13 protein-coding genes and 1 tRNA gene are annotated in these 18,409 nt (G+C 59.4%); 6 read left to right on the top strand and 8 right to left on the bottom strand.

All coding sequences use genetic code 11. The features are described from left to right. Positions 1 to 165: 165 nt before the first annotated feature. Positions 166 to 759: a gamma-glutamyl kinase gene (locus K3759_RS07250; RefSeq protein WP_259985307.1), complete on the top strand. Its 594-nt coding sequence runs from the start codon at positions 166 to 168 to the stop codon at positions 757 to 759. 31 nt (positions 760 to 790) lie between these two features. Here the strand turns inward: K3759_RS07250 and K3759_RS07245 are convergent, their stop codons facing one another. From K3759_RS07245 to guaB, 3 genes are all read right to left on the bottom strand, one after another. After that, entirely contained in the window at positions 791 to 3,025 is a 2,235-nt protein-coding gene (locus K3759_RS07245) for an ATP-binding protein (RefSeq protein WP_259985590.1), read from the bottom strand. 175 nt (positions 3,026 to 3,200) lie between these two features. After that, positions 3,201 to 4,361 (bottom strand): RsmB/NOP family class I SAM-dependent RNA methyltransferase, encoded by a 1,161-nt coding sequence (locus K3759_RS07240; protein ID WP_259985305.1) that lies wholly within the window; start codon positions 4,359 to 4,361, stop codon positions 3,201 to 3,203. Between the two features lie 49 nt (positions 4,362 to 4,410). Next, on the bottom strand, positions 4,411 to 5,859 hold the full coding sequence (gene guaB, locus K3759_RS07235) for an IMP dehydrogenase (RefSeq protein ID WP_259985304.1): 1,449 nt from the start codon (positions 5,857 to 5,859) through the stop codon (positions 4,411 to 4,413). Positions 5,860 to 6,049: 190 nt separating this feature from the next. Between guaB and K3759_RS07230 the strand changes: the two genes are divergently transcribed. The 4 genes from K3759_RS07230 (at position 6,050) to K3759_RS07215 (ending at position 11,319) form a co-directional block, all read left to right on the top strand. After that, positions 6,050 to 8,110, top strand: a complete 2,061-nt coding sequence (locus K3759_RS07230) for an ASKHA domain-containing protein (protein ID WP_259985303.1) — start codon at positions 6,050 to 6,052, stop codon at positions 8,108 to 8,110. Continuing rightward, positions 8,110 to 8,955 (top strand): class I SAM-dependent methyltransferase, encoded by an 846-nt coding sequence (locus K3759_RS07225; protein ID WP_259985302.1) that lies wholly within the window; start codon positions 8,110 to 8,112, stop codon positions 8,953 to 8,955. Before K3759_RS07230 ends, K3759_RS07225 begins: the two co-directional genes overlap by 1 nt. A 41-nt stretch (positions 8,956 to 8,996) precedes the next feature. After that, a tRNA-Gly gene (locus K3759_RS07220) sits at positions 8,997 to 9,070 on the top strand. A gap of 197 nt (positions 9,071 to 9,267) precedes the next feature. After that, a complete protein-coding gene (locus K3759_RS07215; protein WP_259985301.1) occupies positions 9,268 to 11,319 on the top strand; it encodes an ATP-binding protein in 2,052 nt (683 codons plus the stop codon). A gap of 51 nt (positions 11,320 to 11,370) precedes the next feature. On the opposite strand, the gene K3759_RS07210 is transcribed toward K3759_RS07215, so the two are convergent. The 4 genes from K3759_RS07210 to zwf all read right to left on the bottom strand — a co-directional run bounded on the left by K3759_RS07210 (position 11,371) and on the right by zwf (position 16,881). Continuing rightward, positions 11,371 to 12,999, bottom strand: a complete 1,629-nt coding sequence (locus tag K3759_RS07210) for a long-chain fatty acid--CoA ligase (protein WP_259985300.1) — start codon at positions 12,997 to 12,999, stop codon at positions 11,371 to 11,373. Positions 13,000 to 13,160: 161 nt separating this feature from the next. Continuing rightward, a complete protein-coding gene (gene pgi / locus K3759_RS07205; protein ID WP_409202504.1) occupies positions 13,161 to 14,753 on the bottom strand; it encodes a glucose-6-phosphate isomerase in 1,593 nt (530 codons plus the stop codon). Then, on the bottom strand, positions 14,750 to 15,421 hold the full coding sequence (pgl, locus tag K3759_RS07200; protein ID WP_259985299.1) for a 6-phosphogluconolactonase: 672 nt from the start codon (positions 15,419 to 15,421) through the stop codon (positions 14,750 to 14,752). Before pgl ends, pgi begins: the two co-directional genes overlap by 4 nt. Continuing rightward, complete coding sequence (gene zwf, locus K3759_RS07195) at positions 15,418 to 16,881, bottom strand: glucose-6-phosphate dehydrogenase (RefSeq protein WP_259985297.1); 1,464 nt, start codon at positions 16,879 to 16,881, stop codon at positions 15,418 to 15,420. The genes pgl and zwf overlap by 4 nt, the downstream gene beginning before the upstream one ends. A 160-nt stretch (positions 16,882 to 17,041) precedes the next feature. Between zwf and K3759_RS07190 the strand changes: the two genes are divergently transcribed. Continuing rightward, a complete protein-coding gene (locus K3759_RS07190; RefSeq protein WP_259985295.1) occupies positions 17,042 to 17,989 on the top strand; it encodes a radical SAM protein in 948 nt (315 codons plus the stop codon). Positions 17,990 to 18,006: 17 nt separating this feature from the next. Here K3759_RS07190 and K3759_RS07185 read toward each other — a convergent pair whose 3' ends face one another. Continuing rightward, complete coding sequence (locus K3759_RS07185) at positions 18,007 to 18,276, bottom strand: usg protein (protein ID WP_259985293.1); 270 nt, start codon at positions 18,274 to 18,276, stop codon at positions 18,007 to 18,009. Between the last annotated feature and the right edge of the window lie 133 nt (positions 18,277 to 18,409).

Raw genomic sequence — 18,409 nt, 5'->3', positions numbered from 1 at the left:
GCAATCGCCTGCGGGCAGCACCGCTTATGTTCTTCTAATGTTCTATATGAGGGTAAATGAAGAACATTTCAATCGTTTTGTTTGTGCTTTATGTTTTCACGGGAATGGTAAAGAATTAGTTTACCCTGCAAAACGGGTCCGTGCGCAGCAGGGGATGTGACGTAAGTGATTGTTTTTTTCAAAGAACGGCTGGCCTTTTTGTCGGTGCCCAAAACCGGAACCACGGCCTATGAAACGGCCCTTGCGCCCCGTGCAGATATGGTGATTTCAGATCCCCCAATGCTGAAACACGCTCCCGTCTATCGCTACAATCGGTTCATCCGGCCAATGTTTCTTAAAGTTTGCGATACCGAGCTGGAGCTTATGGCCGTAATGCGCGAGCCGATTTCTTGGTTGGGCAGTTGGTACCGCTATCGCCAGCGCCCTTTCATGGAAGGCAAACCAAACAATACCTTCGGAATCACATTCGATGAGTTCGTGCTTGCCTATATGAAGGGGGATAAGCCGGGGTTTGCCGATGTAGGCAGCCAGTTGAAGTTTATGGAAACACAACCGAATGGCACCGGAATTACACATCATTTTCGCTATGAAGACCAGCAGCGTTTGCAGAGCTTCCTTCAGGAGAGGCTGGATATTACCTTGTCCCTCGGTCAGGAAAATGTCTCCCCCAAAATGGCGCTGGAGATTTCACCGAATGTTGAGAAGCGATTCCGCCGGAAATTTGCGGCGGAGTTTGAGCTTTACGATTCGATCCCTTAAACGGGTTCGTCGGCCAACTGACAAAGTCTTTCTAATGCAATTGGTTATGCACTGTATTGGTCAGATCGGTTAGCGAGAATGGTTTGGGCAGGAAAACTGAGTTGGGAATTTTCGACTGTTCCTCGCCGAAATTATCCTCTGCATAGCCTGAGACAAACACGACACGCACATCTGGTCGCTGCTTGAGCGCTTGGCGGACCCAACTTGGGCCGTCCATCCCCGGCATCACGACATCGGTCACAAATACATCGATATCAAGCTCTTTATCTTCCAGCGTTTTCAGTGCGGCTTCGGCAGATTCCGCTTCGAGCACAGTATAGCCACGCAGCCGTAGGGCGCGGCTGGCGAAGGCGCGCACCGGCGCCTCATCCTCGACCAGCAAGATCACCCCATCCGAGCGTTGTGGTGGTCCCTTCTCTGGCGGTGACACCACCGCACGAGACACGGTGGTAGGTTGCCCCTCAAGCACGGGAAAATACAAGGTGAAGGACGTTCCCTGTCCTAACTCGCTGTCGACGAAGATGAACCCACCGGTTTGCTTGACTATGCCATAGGCGGTCGAAAGGCCGAGGCCTGTACCTTCGCCCGTGCGCTTGGTGGTGAAGAACGGTTCAAACACTTTTTGAAGTTTATCGCGCGGGATACCGGTGCCATCATCATTCACCTGCACGGTCACATAGCGTCCGGCGGGGACGCTCACCCGGTCGCGCTCAAGCGGTTGATCAAGCGATGTAACCTCCGTTACGATACGGATCTCACCCCCGGCGGGCATTGCATCGCGTGCATTAACAACAAGGTTCATAAGTACCTGTTCCAATTGACGTTTGTCTGCGCGAATGGGCGCGAGCACCGGATCGTGGCTTAGCGTGAGGGTCACCTTCTCCCCCACCAGGCGATTCAGCAAATGCGTCAGATCGGCGAGCGTATCGCGCATGTTAAGCGTTTCGGGTCGTAGGGTCTGTTTGCGAGAGAAGGCTAAAAGTTGACCGACGAGCGCTGCAGCCCGGTTGGCATTTTGATTGATCTGTACCAGATCGCTAAAGTCCGGGTCACCTTGATCATGGCGCAGCAAAAGCAGGTCGCAATGGCCGGAAATTGCAGTGAGAAGATTGTTGAAATCATGTGCCACCCCCCCGGCCAACTGGCCGATGGCTTGCATCTTTTGGCTTTGCACGAACTGCGCCTCTAGCGATTTGAGCTCAGTTGCATCCTGGAGAACCGCGATCAGCGCGGCCTCGCCGCCTTCAGATATACGGTTGAGAGAGACCTGCACGAAAATCTCCCGATCCGTTCGGGTCAGCCTCAGAAACTCGGATTTTTGCACCAACCGCCCCGCGAGACTGTCATCCAACCAGTCCGAGATGGAGCGGCCCAGACCCTCCATCAGCTGCGAAAGATGTGCGTCCCGCCGCAGTGACACGCCAAGCAACTTGGCCGCCATGCGGTTGAATGCCAATACAGTCCCATCGGGGCCCAGTTTGATCATTGGCACAGGGAGATCTTGAAAGGATTCCCATCCCAGTTCGCTGGGCGAGACGACACCATCGGGGGGCGGCAGGAGGTAGAGCGCGCGGCGGTTGGCACCGGCGTCAACTTCGGCCACCAGAACCTGTCGGTTGCCTTGGGCGGTCGAAATTTCCATGACCGAGCCGGGCATCATGGGCAAAGAATTGAACAATCGGTCAAGGGATTTGACACGCTCCCCGACAAGGCTCCGGGCTGCGCCATTCATGAACAGGATTGCCCCACTGCGGCCTATCATTACCATTGGCAAAGCCATGCTTTCATGCGCGTTGCGCGGGCCGTCGCGGGCCGCGACGGGGTCAATGCGCCAAAGAAACCGTTCCGTTGAAAGTTGGTGCACGGAGATGCGCACCGGGCCCTTGCGGGTGATTACCTCTTCCCGTGCGTTGCCACTGGCCACGGCCCGGGATTGCAGACGGTAGAGTAGCCCCACCGGATTGGAAAAATGTGCCCGTAATGCCTGCGCGAGGGTTTCTTCATCGGAATGTCCGAATTGCTTTTCTGCCGCTTCATTGCGGTAAATGACTTGCCTGTCCGTGGTGACGATGAAACTGGGCGTGGCATCTTTTGCGACAAAATCTGCGACCCCACCAGAGCTGGCTTGATCCACGGCCTTCGCCCGCAAGTGCAAACCAAAGTAACCTATAACAATTAGGGCGAGCGTTACGGCTGACGCGGTAAGCCCAAGCTTCATCCCCGCCTCTGTGCTACGCAGCGCGAGGGCGCCGGTGACTATGGCCATCAGTCCCAAGAGCCACAGCCGTCCCAGACCTGCCTGGCCCCCCATCGCTGAATGCCGGATGTCCTGCTGCACGCAAATCCCCTCACAACCGAATCATACGACTATTACGTGCGACAGAGGTTAAGCAGGATTTAACCTCTGACGATTTGCACGTATTGGTTGATTATGGGGAAAACTACTCGCGCGTCAACTGTGCTGAAAAGAAGCCATCCCCATCGGAGGTGACATCATGGCGGTCCATTCGTATGACTTTCCACTCAGGATGGCGGATCAAAAAGGCTTCGACGCGCGCCTCATTCTCTTCGCGAAAAAGCGAGCATGTGGCATAGGCCAAGACACCCTGAGATGCCGTAAGTGATGCCGCAGTATCAAGAATTTGGTCTTGGATCGTGGTTAACTCGGTCAAGCGATCGGCAGTAAGGGTCCACTTTCCCTCCGCCGCGCGCCGCCATGCTCCGGACCCTGAACAGGGCGCGTCGCATAGAACGAGGTCGTAAGGGCTGCCCGCCTTGGCCTGCTCAGTATCGGCCATGGAAATTTCGACGCCTGCGCGTTCGGCGCGAGGGGGAAGGTCGCTCATCCGGCGAGGATCAATATCATGGGCGGTGATTTGGCGCGAGAGGTCCATTGCCAGAGCCAAAGCTTTGCCACCGCCCCCGGCGCAGTAGTCGAGGACCCGACCGCCCTGAGGCAAAGCGGCGACGACCGCTTGGCTCGCAGCATCCTGCAACTCCACGTAACCCTCTATAAAGGCGCGTGAATTTCTGATACGGCGCGTGCCTTCGGTCACCATCAACGCCGCATCGGCGAGCGGATTTGAGTGGGTTTGAACGCCGTCTTCAGCCAAAATCTCCTGCGCGGCGGATACCTTGATCCGTGCTGTGTTGACCCGCAGACAGATCGGCCCCCGCTCTTGAAGCGCGATGGCCGCGACATCCGCCTTTTCGCCGAGCGCCGCATCGAAGAGAGGCAGCAGCCAGTCGGGTAGGTTTAGCCTTGTGGCGCGATCTTCGGGAGCGTCAGGGAACGTGCGTTCCTCAACACTTAGCGGCGCGGGCGCGTGGCCGTCACCGGTGAAAAGCGCATCAAGGTCGGCACCCTGCCCGTGCAACACACCAATCATCAACGCGCGGCCCGTCTCCCCCCTGCCGAAATATGCCGCCGTCCGCTTCTGGCGCAGCACATCAAAGACATGGTCCCGCACGGCGGCACGGTCTTTGGAGCCTGCAAATCGGCTTTGCCGCGCCCATCGGGTCAGCGCCTGTTCGGCGGCCAGCCCCCCGGCAATCGCGTCTAAAACTTCAATCGCAGCCGATACGCGCGCGCCCGGGGTCATGGCATCTTCCTTGTACAAAGAACGGCCCTTGGGCCGTTGCTTTTATGGGTTAACCGATACGGTAGTTCGGGCTTTCGCGGGTGATCTGCACGTCATGCACATGGCTTTCTTTCAGCCCTGCGCCGGTGATCTTCACAAAGCTGCAGTTGCGGCGCATCTCATCGACTGTGGCACAACCGGTATAGCCCATTGCCGCACGCAAACCGCCCACCAACTGGTGAAGCACATTGCCCGCGCTGCCCTTATAAGGCACCTGGCCTTCGATGCCTTCCGGCACCAGCTTGTCTGAGGCGGCATCTTTCTGAAAATAACGATCCGCCGAGCCGCGCGCCATGGCGCCCATGCTCCCCATGCCACGGTAGCTTTTAAAGCTACGGCCTTGATAGAGAATGACTTCACCGGGGCTTTCGTCGGTGCCAGCGATCATACTGCCGACCATGGCGCAGGAGGCCCCTGCCGCGATCGCCTTGGCGAAATCGCCCGAAAACTTGATGCCACCGTCAGCGATGATCGGCACGTCACCGGCGGCGGCCACGCAATCCATAATCGCGGTCAACTGCGGCACGCCGACGCCCGCGACCATCCGCGTGGTGCAGATGGAGCCGGGACCGATGCCAACCTTGACCGCATCGGCGCCTGCGTCGATCAGCGCTCGGGTGGCAGCGCCGGTGGCGACGTTGCCCGCGACAACTTGAACGTCGCCGAAATGCTTTTTGGCCCGTGTCACCGCAAGGGCCACGCCTTCAGAATGGCCATGCGCTGTGTCAATTACGATCATATCGACGCCCGCGTCGACCAAAGCTTCGGAGCGTTCAAAGCCCGCGTCCCCCACCGTGGTGGCAGCAGCGACGCGCAGACGGCCCAGATCATCCTTGCAGGCGGTTGGGTTCAACACGGCCTGTTCGGTGTCGCGCAGGGTCAGAAGCCCGGTCAGCTTGCCCTTGGCATCGGTGACCAGCAGTTTTTCGATCCGGCGGGATTTCATCAGGCTGATCGCCTCGTCCCGGTCGGCAGGCTCTTGCAGGATCGCCAGCCGGTCAGAGGTCATCATCACCGACACCGGCGTCCGGTCGTCAGAGGCAAAGCGCATATCGCGGTTGGTCACGATACCGAGCACACGGCCATTTTCGTCTACAACCGGGAAACCTGTTACGCGGTAGCGTTCTTGCAGTTCCTTGGCGTCCGCGAGGGTCTGTTCGGGCCGCAGGGTGATCGGGTTGTAAACGATGCCGGATTCAAACCGTTTGACCCGGCGCACTTCGCGGGCCTGCTCTTCGATCGAGAGGTTGCGGTGCACCACCCCCATGCCACCGGCCTGAGCCAGCGCAATCGCCATGCGGCTTTCGGTCACTGTATCCATGGCCGAGCTTAGCAGCGGGATGTTGAGCGCAATGCTCTGCGTGACGCGGGTTCTTGTATCTGCGGTAGACGGCAACACAGAGGACGCCGCGGGAACCAGCAGTACGTCATCAAAGGTCAGGGCCTCACGAATCTCCATTTAACACCTCGGTCTGGATGGGTTCATTTGGCGGTTTCCTATTTCACGGATGACCCGGATTGGAAAGACCTATTCCCCGGCGTAAGCCGCAAGGCAAGAATGACGCGCGCGCTGCACGAATTGCCGCCCCGCATCTTTCCCCCGCCGCGCGGAACGCTATGGTGGCGCAAAGAAGTAAAGGACGGCCCCGATGAGCAGTGATCCCCTCGTGATTTTCACGCCCTCCGGCAAGAGAGGGCGCTTTCCTAAAGGCACACCGGTGCTTACCGCCGCACGGCAGTTGGGCGTTGATTTGGACTCGGTCTGTGGTGGCCGCGGCATCTGTTCGAAATGTCAGGTCTCGCCGGGCTATGGTCAGTTCTCCAAACACGGCGTCACCGTCGCGCCCGATGCGCTGAGCGAATGGAACGCGGTGGAAGAGCGCTATGACGAGAAACGCGGCCTGAAAGAAGGCCGCCGTCTGGGCTGTCAGGCCACGGTGCAGGGCGACGTGGTGATTGACGTGCCGCCAGAGAGCCAGGTGCACAAACAGGTCGTGCGCAAACGCGCCGAGGCGCGGGAGATCGTGCTGAACCCATCGGTCAAACTCTTCTACGTTGAGGTGACAGAGCCCGACATGCATGAACCCTCAGGGGATCTGGAGCGGCTGCGCACCGCGCTGGCCGAGCAATGGGAACTTGAGAAAGTCACCGCCGATCTGCACATCCTCCAGATGATGCAGCCGGTCCTGCGCAAGGGCGCGTGGAAGGTGACAGTCGCCGTGCACCTAGGCGATCATGAGAACGCTGCCCGGATCATGAACATCTGGCCGGGGTATTACGAGGGCACGGTCTACGGGCTGGCGGTCGACCTTGGCTCTACCACCATCGCGGCGCATCTGTGCGACCTGCAAACTGGGGAGGTTGTGGCCTCCTCTGGCGTGATGAACCCGCAGATTCGCTTTGGCGAAGACCTGATGAGCCGTGTTAGCTATTCGATGATGAACCCCGAAGGCGCGCAGGAGATGACCCGCGCGGTGCGCGAGGGGATGAACGCGCTTTTCGCCCAGATTGCTGCCGAAGGGAATGTCGCGCCGGACCTGATCGTTGATGCGGTTTTTGTCTGCAACCCGGTGATGCACCACCTGCTGCTGGGCATTGACCCCTTTGAGTTGGGCCAAGCACCCTTCGCGCTGGCGACCTCGGGTGCGCTGCGTCTGCGGGCCGTGGATCTGGACCTGAATATCCACCCCTCTGCCCGCGTTTATCTGCTGCCCTGTATCGCAGGCCATGTGGGCGCGGATGCCGCCGCCGTCGCCCTTTCTGAGGCGCCAGAAAAGTCTGACGATCTGATGCTTGTGGTCGACGTAGGCACCAACGCGGAAATTCTGCTAGGGAACAAAGAAAAGGTGCTCGCCTGTTCCTCGCCCACCGGGCCCGCCTTTGAGGGTGCGCAGATCAGTTCCGGTCAACGCGCGGCCCCCGGCGCGATTGAACGGGTTGAGATTGACCCCGAGACCAAAGTCGCCCGTTTCAAGGTCATCGGCTGTGATCTGTGGTCCGACGAAGAGGGCTTTGAGGAGGCCGTGGCCAGCACCGGGATCACCGGCATCTGCGGCTCTGGAATCATCGAGATGGTCGCGGAAATGCGCATTCACGGCATCGTCGACGCGCCCGGCTTGATTGGTAGTGCAGAGCAGACCGGCTCACCCTCGGTATTCGCCGATGGGCGCACCAACAGCTATCTAGTCTACGACGGCACCGAAAAGGGCGGGCCCAAGATCACCGTCACAAACCGCGATATCCGTGAAATCCAAATGGCCAAGGCCGCGCTTTATTCCGGCGCGCGCCTGCTGATGGACAAATTCGGCGTCGATAAGGTGGACCGTGTGGTGCTGGCTGGTGCCTTTGGCGCGCATATCAGTCCGAAACATGCGATGGTGCTGGGTATGATCCCTGACGCGCCGCTTGAAAAGGTCACCAGCGCGGGCAATGCGGCAGGCACCGGGGCGCGGATTGCCCTGCTCAACACCGACGCCCGGGCAGAGATTGAGGCCACGGTGCGCGCCATCCACAAGATCGAAACCGCTGTCGAACCGCGCTTCCAAGAGCATTTCGTCAATGCCTCTGCCATTCCCAACGCGGTGGAGCCCTTCCCCATCCTCAACAGCCTCGTCGCTCTGCCGAACGTGACCTTCAACACCGGCGGCGGCGGCACAGGCGGTGCCGCAGGCGAGCGCGGCGGACGCCGTCGCAGAAGAAAGGCTACGTGATGAGCGGGCAAGACAACAGCGATCAAGTCGAATTCTGGAGCAGTGCGGTGGGCCACAGATGGGCCGCGCGGCAGGCCGAGTTGGACATTCTCATGCAGCCGGTGCTCGACGGTGTGCTGGCGCGGGGCGATCTGAGCTCCGGTTTGCGCGTGCTTGATATCGGTTGCGGCGCGGGCGCGGCTTGCCTTGCTGCCGCGCAAACGGTGGGTGAGACGGGTGCGGTGCTGGGCGTTGACGTATCGGAACCGCTGCTCAATCTCGCGCGCCAGCGTGCCGCCGACCTGCCCGATGTCGCCTTTCACCACGGCGACGCGACGACGCTTGAACTTGATCCACCTTACGACCGCCTGATCTCGCGCTTCGGGGTGATGTTCTTTGCCGACCCTGTTCTCAGTTTCACCAGAATGGCAGCGCAACTGAGCCCCGGCGCGCGGCTTAGCTTTGCTGCTTGGGGGCAAATCCCAGAAAACCCTTTCTTCACCCTGCCTGCCCGCGCGGCCCGCACCACTATCGGTGCCATGCCGAAGAGCGACCCCGACGCACCCGGCCCCTTCGCTTTCCGCGATCCCGAACGCGTCAAGGCAATCCTGTCGGAGGCGGGCTTTGCCGATATCACCTGCGAGGTGACTGCGCTTGACCTCACCCCCGCAGGCTCGGTCGACGACCTTGCCCAAAAGATGTGCGATATCGGCCCGGCCAGCGGCGCGATCACCCATTTTGAGGCCAGCCCAGCACAGGTAGCAGAGTTGCGCCAGACCATCGCCGACGCCCTCGCCCCCTATGCGCAGAACGGTTCCCTGCGCCTGCCGGCAGAGATCAATTTCGTCACCGCCACCAAACCCTGACTTGACCTTCTCCTGCGCGCCGATTATCTCAACCTCAGCGCGCGGGTATGGTGAAAAGGTATCACGGCAGCTTCCCAAGCTTTAGTTACGAGTTCGATTCTCGTTACCCGCTCCACGCTAGATTGCTGCCCCCGCATAAGCGACGGATCAGCACTTGGTTGCGCGTAGGCTTCCCTTAGGTCACCCACATGAAAAGCCTACTGATGTCCGAATTTTGCCATGATTCCCCCTAAAGGTAGCGCCCAACAGGGAAGCAACTTACGCGCAGCTGGCCCAACGATGTCAGATGCGCCCGAGGCAAAGGATAAAAGCGTGGCAAACACGTTTCGGGACTACGCGACATCGAAGGCGTATATTATCGTCAATTTCATTGTGCTGTGCTGCGTCGCCGGCATCAGCTATTCGATTGTCAAACTCGATTACGAGCAACATATCGCCAGCATCCGTCAGGATGCGCGCCAAGCGCTGCATGAAGTCAGCAATCAAGTGCAGCACCAGTTTCAAGAAACCATTCTGGTGACCAAAAACATCGAGAACATCTTGCTCTCGGGTGAATCCTTCAAAGACAAGAAAATCGAATTGCTGGTCAAAGAGTTGCGCGACCGGAACCCGGGCATTCAGGCCTTTGCCCTCGCCCCCGATCTGAAGATTACGCAGAGCTACCCCAAATCCCCGAATGGGGAAATCATTGGCCTTGAATACAAAAACATCCCGGCGCAGCTGTCCGGGGTCGCCAATGCCTACCGCCGCCAAAGCCCGACCATCGAAGGCCCGCTTGATCTTGTCCAAGGTGGCAAGGGCTACATCATGCACTATCCGGTTTTTGAGCGTCCCATCGGGCTTGGCGCGCCGCGTTTTTGGGGTGTGATGTCGATCGTGTTCCAGCCCGACCGGCTATTTGAACCGCATCAAAACCCGCATCAGGCCGCAGATTACACCTATAGCCTCCGCGCCTTCCCGACAGGTGTCTTGCCGACCGAGCTTGAGCCCGAGGCGATAGACATTGGCGCACCGGTCCGCACCCGGTTTGAGCTTTTGGGTAAGACGTGGGAGGCCACCGCAAGCCCCGTCAACGGCCTGCCCCCCTATGCCCCGCAAAGCCCCTATCTCGTTGCTTTTGCGCTGGTTGCGACGATTGCCTTGATGGCGGGTCTCTGGGCCTTCCGCCGGGTAACTTTGAAAAAGCAGGAGGCGCATGCGCTTTTGGCGGAAGGCATCGGCTCAATTCAAGAGGGTTTCATCGCCTTCGACGAAAAAGAACGTCTGGTCACCGTGAACCGCAAGTTCCTTGAGTATCACCCCGAGATTGCAGACCTTCTGGTGCCCGGCAAAACCATCGAAGAATTACTGCGCCATTGGGTGGCGCGTCACCAGCATCCGGAAAATGTAGAGGAGCGTGAGGATTGGATCGCCAAACGTCTCGCCCGTTTCCGTAATCCGACCGGGGCGTTCAATTTGGAAGTTTCTGACAACTTCTGGCTCAAGGTCACGGAGTCCCGCACGCCGCATGGCTATACCGTTGGCATCTGGACCGATGTGACCACCGAGAAACGCGCGCTGGATGCGGCCAAGTCGGCAGACCGCGAAAAGACCGAGTTCCTCAACAACGTCAGCCATGAGTTGCGCACCCCGCTTACCGTGATCTCGGGCCGGGCGACCTTCTTGCAGCATGCCGAGAAATTGCCTCAGGCGCGGCGTTTGCAGACAGCTTTGACCAACAGCCCCAATGCTATGCCAGACATCCGCAACAGCGTGGATGAATTCCAAAACTTCGTCTCGGACCAAGCGGGCGGCATTGCGGGATCGTCCAAACATATGCTGCGACTTGTTGAAGACCTGCTGGATTGGACCAAAGTGGCCCGCGGCAAAATGGAGTTGGAATTGCAAGAGGTTGAGGCCAGTGACATCGCCCGCTCCGTTGCCGATGACCTGCGTCCGGATGCCGAGGCCAAGGGGCTGACGCTCACCTACGAAGACAATGGCACGGCCACTGCCAATGCCGACCCCGTCCGCCTGCGGCAGATCCTTTACAACCTTATTTCCAACGCGATCAAATTCACCCGCAGCGGCAATATCCACCTTAAGATGTATCAGGACGCCGAAGAGATCACCTTTTCCGTGACCGACACGGGCTGTGGCATCTCTGAGGAAAACCTTGAGCGGGTTTTCCTGCGGTTTCAGCAGGTTGACGGATCAATGTCACGGGAAAATGGCGGCTTGGGTCTGGGGCTGGCGATTGCTGAGCAATTGGCGACCCTCCACGGTGGCGGGCTGTCGTTGGAAAGCCAAGTTGGTATCGGCAGCACGTTCCGGCTGACCTTGCCCCGGCCCTTGGCCGACAGCGAGATGCGTCGCTCGGCTTGACGTATAATTCAGGTAAACGCCCCGGCCCAGATCGGACCGGGGCGACTTACATCAGCTTCCGCCTTGCATCAGCACATTGCCATACCGGTCACGTAGGTCGCGTTTAAGCACTTTTCCCGTTGCATTGCGCGGCAATTCCTCGGCAAAAACCACCCGGTCCGGCACCTGCCATTTTGCAATCTGGTCCTCGAAGACTTTGAGGATATCCGCCTCTGACGGATCGGCCCCTTCGGCCTTCACGGCAATTAAGACCGGGCGCTCGTCCCATTTGGGATGCGTCGCGCCGATCACCGCGGCGTCGGCCAGATCGGGATGGGCGATGGCGATGTTCTCTAGCTCGACCGAGCTGATCCATTCGCCGCCCGATTTAATGATATCCTTGGCACGGTCACGGATGGTGATATAGCCGTCCTTGTCCATTGTCGCGATATCGCCAGTGTCGAACCAGCCATCGCGTAGAGTGCTGTCGCGGTCGGACTGGTAATAGGCGTCCAAAATCCAATGCCCGCGCGTAACCAGCGCGCCTTGGGTCTCTCCGTCATGGGGCAGCGGCTGGCCTTCATCGTCCCAGATTTCCAATTCGACGCCGAAGACCGGGCGGCCTTGGTTCTCGCGCAGTTTGTGCTGCTGGGCCTCGGGCAATTCGCCGTGTTTCGCCAAGGGTTTGTTGACGCTGCCCACGGGCGACATCTCGGTCATGCCCCACGCGTGGATCGTCTCGACGCCATAGTCCTCGCGGAAGGTCTTGATCATCGACGGAGGACAGGCCGAGCCGCCGACCACGGTGCGCTCAAGGCTGGTGAGTTCACTGCCCGACTTCTTGGCCGCCGCCAAGAGCCCCTGCCAGATCGTCGGCACGCCGAGCGCCAGAGAGACGCGGTAGCTGTCGATCAGCCCCACCAAAGACGCCCCATCAAGGTTCGGCCCCGGCAGCACCATCCGCGCGCCGGCCATGGCGCTTGCATAAGGGCAGCCCCAAGCATTGACGTGGAACATCGGCACCACGGCCATGACGATATCGCGCGCGGAAATAGCGATGCTGTCAGCCATGTTAATGCCAAAGGAATGCAGCACGGTCGAGCGGTGGGAATAAAGCACGCCCTTGGGATTGCCCGTGGTGCCCGAGGTGTAGCACAGGCTCGACGCCGTGTTCTCATCCAAATCGGGCCAGTCGAAACCGGCGTCGCCTGAGGCGACCAGTTCATCGTAGAAGACCAGCCCCGGCAGGGCCTCGGCGGCCTCGGCATTAGGGCCAGACATCAGCACGAGATGCTTGAGATGCTCCAGCTTGTCGCGGATCGCGGCGACCAGTGGCACAAAGGTCTTGTCGATGAACAAAACCTCATCCGCGGCGTGATTGAGGATATAGACCAGTTGATCGGCGAAAAGACGGGGGTTGATCGTATGACAGACAAAGCCCGCGCCGGAGGTACCAAAATAGATCTCCAAATGCCGCCGGTTGTTCCATGCAATGGTCCCACAGCGGGCCTGAGGCGACAGCCCCAGATCGGTCAAGGCCGAGCCCAAGCGCCGCGCGTTCTCGGCCACCTTGCCCCAGTTGGTTTCCTCGACCCCGCCTGTGGTTGAAACCGAGATGATCTCGCCTTCGGGGTGATAGCGTTCGGCATGAGCGATCAGGCTTGAGATCAGCAGCGGCTGCGTCATCATCTGGCCAAGCATAATGGGGATCCTCCAATCATTTGCGTCGAGACTGTCCAAAGGTCAGGGCAGTTGCAAGCCTTCCCCTCCGGCAAGTCGAAATCGGCAACGATAGGCAGCAGAATGGCCCGCGCAGGCGGGGTTCGCCTGCGCGGTTTTTCAATCAATTTTGGATGTAGTCCCTAGCCGCGATGCTGGTGGATATAGCCGATTAACCCGGCGGTAGAGCCATCCTTGCCCTCGGGAGAAACCTCTCCTTCGACCAGCGGCTGGAGTGATTTGGCCAGTTCCTTGCCAAGTTCCACGCCCCATTGATCGAACGAGTTGATGCCGAGGATCACCCCTTCGACAAAGACGCGGTGTTCATAAAGCGCGATGATCTGGCCGAGCGTGAAAGGATCAAGTGTTTCATAAGCCAGCGTGGTTGAGGGCCGGTTGCCGGGGAAAACACGATGGCGCGCTTGGCGCTCAAGCTCATCGCCCGACAGCCCGGCATCGCGCATGATCGCCCGCGCTTCGTCCAAAGACCGCCCGCGCATCAGCGCTTCGGATTGAGCGAGGCAATTGGCGATCAGCAGGTCATGGTGATGCTGCAATTCCGGCTCATGCCCCTTGGCCGCGACCAGAAACTCGCACGGGATCACACGGGTGCCTTGGTGGATCAACTGATAGAAAGCGTGTTGGCCATTGGTGCCCGCCGCCCCCCAGACCACCGGACCGGTGTGGCGCGGGCTGTCAGAGCCGTCCATCTGCACGCCCTTGCCGTTCGATTCCATCTCAAGCTGTTGCAGGTAGTCGGGCAGCATCTCAAGCCGTTGATCATAGGGCAGCACCGCGCGGGTGGCATGGCCACAAATTTGGTTGTGCCAGATGCCCACAAGCGCCAGCAACATCGGCATGTTCTCCGCCGCATCGGCGGCGCGGAAATGCCGGTCCATCTCCTGCGCGCCGCGCAGGAAACTGTAAAAGGCCTTGGGGCCAATGGCGATCATCAACGACAGGCCAATCGGCCCCCAAACGGAATAGCGCCCGCCGACCCAATCCTCGAACCCGAAGACCTGCGCGGAATCGATGCCAAACTCAGCGGTCTTATCCTCGGCGGTGCTGAGGGCCGCGAATTGCGTGGCCGGATCGCCGCCATGATCTTGCATCCACGCCCGCGCCGTACGCGCATTGGTCATGGTCTCGATGGTGGTAAAGGTCTTGGAGGCGACGATCACCAAAGTCGTCTTGGCATCCAACCCGCGCAGCGTGTCTGCGATATGCGCGCCATCGACGTTGGAGACAAAATGGCAGCGCGGCCCATCGTGATAGGGCGTCAGCGCGCGGGTCGCCATGGCAGGGCCAAGGTCAGAGCCGCCAATGCCGATATTCACCACATCCGTGATGCCGCTGGCGCGCACCTGATCGGCAAAGCTGCGCATCCGCGCGAGCGTGTCGCGTACCTGCGGCATAACATCTTCGCCCGCCACTTCGATCGCTCCGCCATCAAGATTGCGCAAAGCGGTGTGCAAGACCGCGCGGCCTTCGGTCTCATTGATTGGTGCACCCGCGAACATCGCATCGCGGCGCTCTGTGACATTGGCGCTCTCCACCAGTTTCAGCAGCGCCGCTCGGATCTCAGTGTCGATATTCGTCTTGGCGTAATCCAACAGCATGTACTGTGTGCGCAGCGAAAATTCCTCAGCGCGTTTAGGATCGTCGAAAAGCGAAGTTATCTTCCGGTCAGCCACCGCAGCTTGCCGTTCTTCGAGGTCTTGCCAAATCTTCATCATGCCGCCCAGTAGACTTCGGTTTCATTAAGCACTGCCGCAATGGGTGCCTCATCGGGGGAAAGCCCCTGCGCCCGCTCCAAGGCGGCGCGTTTCTCATCGCCAAAGATCACGAGATGTTTGTTCAATGCCCCATCCAACGCATGGGCTGGCAGGGTAACACGCGCAGTCGGCTGACCCTCGGGATAGACGGGGCACAAAAGCGGCGCGTCAGAGGCCAGCGCATCCCGCAGACTCGGATCGCCGGGAAAGAGCGAAGCGGTATGCATGTCATCGCCCATCCCCAAGAGCATGACAGAAATCGGCATGTGGCTCGCCAGACTGGGAGCCACGGCCTCGGCCCCTTCCCCCGGCGAGAGGCCGGGCCGGAAGTAGGGAATGAACCGCGCGGCGGCAGCACGGTCGTTCAGCAAATGCTCGCGCACCAGACGCGCATTTGACAGCGGGTCATGCTCATCAACCCAGCGTTCGTCAGTCAGCAGAACATCTACACGGTCCCAATCGAGATCGGTGGCGCTGAGCATCTCGAAGATCGGCCCGGGGGTAGACCCACCCGGCACGGCAAATGACACGCGGTCATTGCCCGATAGCGCCGATTTCAATTTGCCCGCCAGTTTGTTGGCGACATTCATGACCAGCATTTCGCGGTCTGCATATTCGATGAAGTTCATGGGGATACCTTTCGCCATTCACGGCCATCGCGCCGCATCATTTCACCTGCATCTGTGGGCCCGGCAGAGCCGCTGTCATAGGGTTTTGGCACATCATTGCGCGCCTCCCAGCCTTGGATGATCGGATCGGTCCAAGCCCAAGCGGCCTCGACCTCATCGTCGCGCATGAACAATGTTTGGTTGCCCCGGATCACGTCCATAATCAGCCGCTCATAGGCATCAACCTGATCCCCCCCATCGGGGCCAAGCGCTTCGGCAAATGTCATATCAAGCGGCACATCGACAAGACGCATGCCCCCCGGCCCCGGTTCCTTGATCGTCACGCCAAGGGTGATGCCCTCATTCGGTTGAAGCCGGATCGACAGCACATTGCGGTGGCGGCCCGCGTCTTCGGCAAAGATCGAATGCGGCGTATCCTTAAAAACCACGGTGATCTCGCTCGACCGGGCCACCATGCGTTTGCCGGTCCGCAGATAGAACGGCGTGCCATGCCAGCGCCAATTGCTGATATGCGCCTTCAGTGCCACAAAGCTTTCGGTGCGCGAACGCGGGTTGTCGACGGCGTCGCGGTAGCTGGGCGCCTTTTCCTCATTCCCCGCCTCGGCCTCATACTGGCCACGGACAAGGTGATGCGGCAGCACCGGGTCGATCGCACGGATCACTTTCAGCTTTTCGTCGCGCACCGCGTCCGGGTCAAAGCGTGCAGGCGGTTCCATCGCGATTAAGCACAAAAGCTGCATCAGGTGGTTCTGCACCATGTCCCGCATGGCACCGGATTTATCGTAATACTCGCCCCGCCCGCCGACACCCACCGTCTCAGCCACAGTGATTTGGATGTGATCGACGTATTGGCGATTCCACAGCGGCTCGAACAGCATATTGCCAAAGCGCACGGCCATGAGGTTTTGCACTGTCTCTTTGCCAAGGTAGTGGTCGATGCGGTAGATCTGCTGTTCTTTGAAGTAGGTCGCCAGCGTGGCATTCAGCGCCCGCGCACTCTCCAAATCGCGGCCAAAGGGTTTTTCGACAACGATCCGGCATTCCTCGCCCGCCATGCCCCAGTGCTGCAACCGCTCCGCCAAATCGCCAAAGAGCCCCGGCGCGACGGAGAAGTAGTAGACCTCAATCCGGTCCTTCCCGGCCATCAACTCTTGCAACTCAGGCCAGCCGGTCTCTCCGCGTGCGTCGATGGCGACGTAATCGACTTTGGCTAGAAAAGCATCGAGGTTGTTGCAGGCATCCTTGCCCCCGAATTCACTGATCGCCTCTGACACCATCTCGCGGTAACCATCAGCGTCCATCTCGGTCCGCGCAGCGCCGATGATCCGCGCCTCTTCCGGCATCTGACCCGCGCAATAGCGGCGGTAAAGCCCCGGCAAGATTTTGCGTCGGGCCAAATCGCCAGTGCCGCCAAAGATAACCAGATCAAAAGGGTCGACAGGGATAACACGCGAAACCATTGATCAATCCTTGTCGGTGCGAGATAGCAGAGTTAGCGCAAACATACTTATTTTCACCCAGTTCACAAGACTGTGCACCCCGCAGCTTGGACTTTTAGGCAGGGCCGCAATACCTTACCACAACTGGATAGGAACACACGGGATCACGCAAGGACCAATCATGAAAGATATCGCGCAGGCAAACGAGGGCAAGTTCCAGAACCCGGCGGTCACCGCCAAGGGGGAACCACGTGCCACCGTGGCTCTGCGCGGGGCCGAGACGCTGTGGTTCAACACCGGCACCCTGTGCAATATTGAATGCGTGAACTGCTACATCGCCTCTAGCCCGAAAAATGACGCGCTGGTCTACATCACCGCTGATGAGGTGCGCGAATACCTTGATCAGATCGTCGAGCGTGACTGGCCAGTGCGTGAGATCGCCTTTACCGGCGGCGAGCCCTTCATGAACCCGCAAATGGTCGAGATCACCGAAGCCTCGCTGGAGCGTGGCTATGAGGTGTTGATCCTAACAAATGCCATGCGTCCGATGATGCGCAAATCTGTGCAAACCGGACTGCTGCGGCTGCGCGATGCCTATCCGGGCAAGATGACCCTCCGCATCTCCGTCGATCACTACCGCCGTGATCTGCATGACGCAGAGCGTGGTAAAGGCGCTTTTGACAAGACGCTGCTGGGCATGGAATGGCTGCGCGACAATGGGTTTCGCATGGCCGTGGCCGGACGCTCGATCTTCGCGGATAGCGATGCGGGCAGCCGCGCGGGCTATGCTGCGTTTTATGCCGAACACGGGTTTGACATCGACGCCCAAGACCCCGGCATGACCGTGCTCTTCCCCGAGATGGACGAAGCCGTCGAAGTGCCCGAGATCACAACCGCCTGCTGGGGCATTTTGGACATCTCGCCCAATGCGGTGATGTGCGCGTCGTCCCGTATGGTGGTCAAACGTAAGGGTGCCGAGAAGCCCGCCGTGCTTGCCTGCACCCTACTGCCCTACGACCCGGAATTCGAGCTTGGCACAACCTTGGCCGAGGCGGAGCGCGACGTATCGCTGAACCACCCCCATTGTGCCAAGTTCTGCGTCTTGGGCGGGGCAAGCTGTTCGGCGTGACGCCCCTGCCCTTTGGCCTAATGTAGCGTAAACTCACCCACTTGGTTCTGCCATTCACCGGGACCAATCAGCTTGCGATGGGTAAATCGGACCGAATGCAGCGGGCCATCCAGCTCCGCGCGCCAGAATTCGACAAATTCAAACAGGCGCGGATGGTCCGGCGCGATGTCATAGTCCTGCCAGATGTAGCTGTTCAGAACATGGGTATAGTCCGGCATGTGGTAAAAGAACTCGGCCGTGGTCAGACCATAGCCTTTCAGCATCATTTCAGTTTCACTGCGGGGCATATTGCGCCTCCTTTGCTGCCTCTATATTACAAGCTTGCGCGGCAAGAATTACTTTTCAATAAAATCAGCATGTTGGCACTCAGTTCGGAGTGCTGCCAGTGCCTTTTGGCCACAGCCATTGCACCTGATATGC

Source organism: Sulfitobacter sp. W027 (assembly GCF_025143985.1).
Classification (GTDB): domain Bacteria; phylum Pseudomonadota; class Alphaproteobacteria; order Rhodobacterales; family Rhodobacteraceae; genus Sulfitobacter.
The sequence above is the reverse complement of the archived record's forward strand: the minus strand, read 5'-3'. Positions and strand labels throughout refer to the sequence as shown.

Coding starts and splice junctions, on each gene's coding strand:
- K3759_RS07210 (WP_259985300.1), bottom strand. CDS start 12,999: ATGCTTGGCCAGATGATGACGCAGCCGCTGCTGATCTCAAGCCTGATC.
- guaB (WP_259985304.1), bottom strand. CDS start 5,859: ATGGAGATTCGTGAGGCCCTGACCTTTGATGACGTACTGCTGGTTCCC.
- K3759_RS07230 (WP_259985303.1), top strand. CDS start 6,050: ATGAGCAGTGATCCCCTCGTGATTTTCACGCCCTCCGGCAAGAGAGGG.
- K3759_RS07185 (WP_259985293.1), bottom strand. CDS start 18,276: ATGCCCCGCAGTGAAACTGAAATGATGCTGAAAGGCTATGGTCTGACC.
- zwf (WP_259985297.1), bottom strand. CDS start 16,881: ATGGTTTCGCGTGTTATCCCTGTCGACCCTTTTGATCTGGTTATCTTT.
- K3759_RS07240 (WP_259985305.1), bottom strand. CDS start 4,361: ATGACCCCGGGCGCGCGCGTATCGGCTGCGATTGAAGTTTTAGACGCG.
- K3759_RS07245 (WP_259985590.1), bottom strand. CDS start 3,025: ATGGCCATAGTCACCGGCGCCCTCGCGCTGCGTAGCACAGAGGCGGGG.
- K3759_RS07190 (WP_259985295.1), top strand. CDS start 17,042: ATGAAAGATATCGCGCAGGCAAACGAGGGCAAGTTCCAGAACCCGGCG.
- K3759_RS07225 (WP_259985302.1), top strand. CDS start 8,110: ATGAGCGGGCAAGACAACAGCGATCAAGTCGAATTCTGGAGCAGTGCG.
- pgl (WP_259985299.1), bottom strand. CDS start 15,421: ATGAACTTCATCGAATATGCAGACCGCGAAATGCTGGTCATGAATGTC.
- pgi (WP_409202504.1), bottom strand. CDS start 14,753: ATGATGAAGATTTGGCAAGACCTCGAAGAACGGCAAGCTGCGGTGGCT.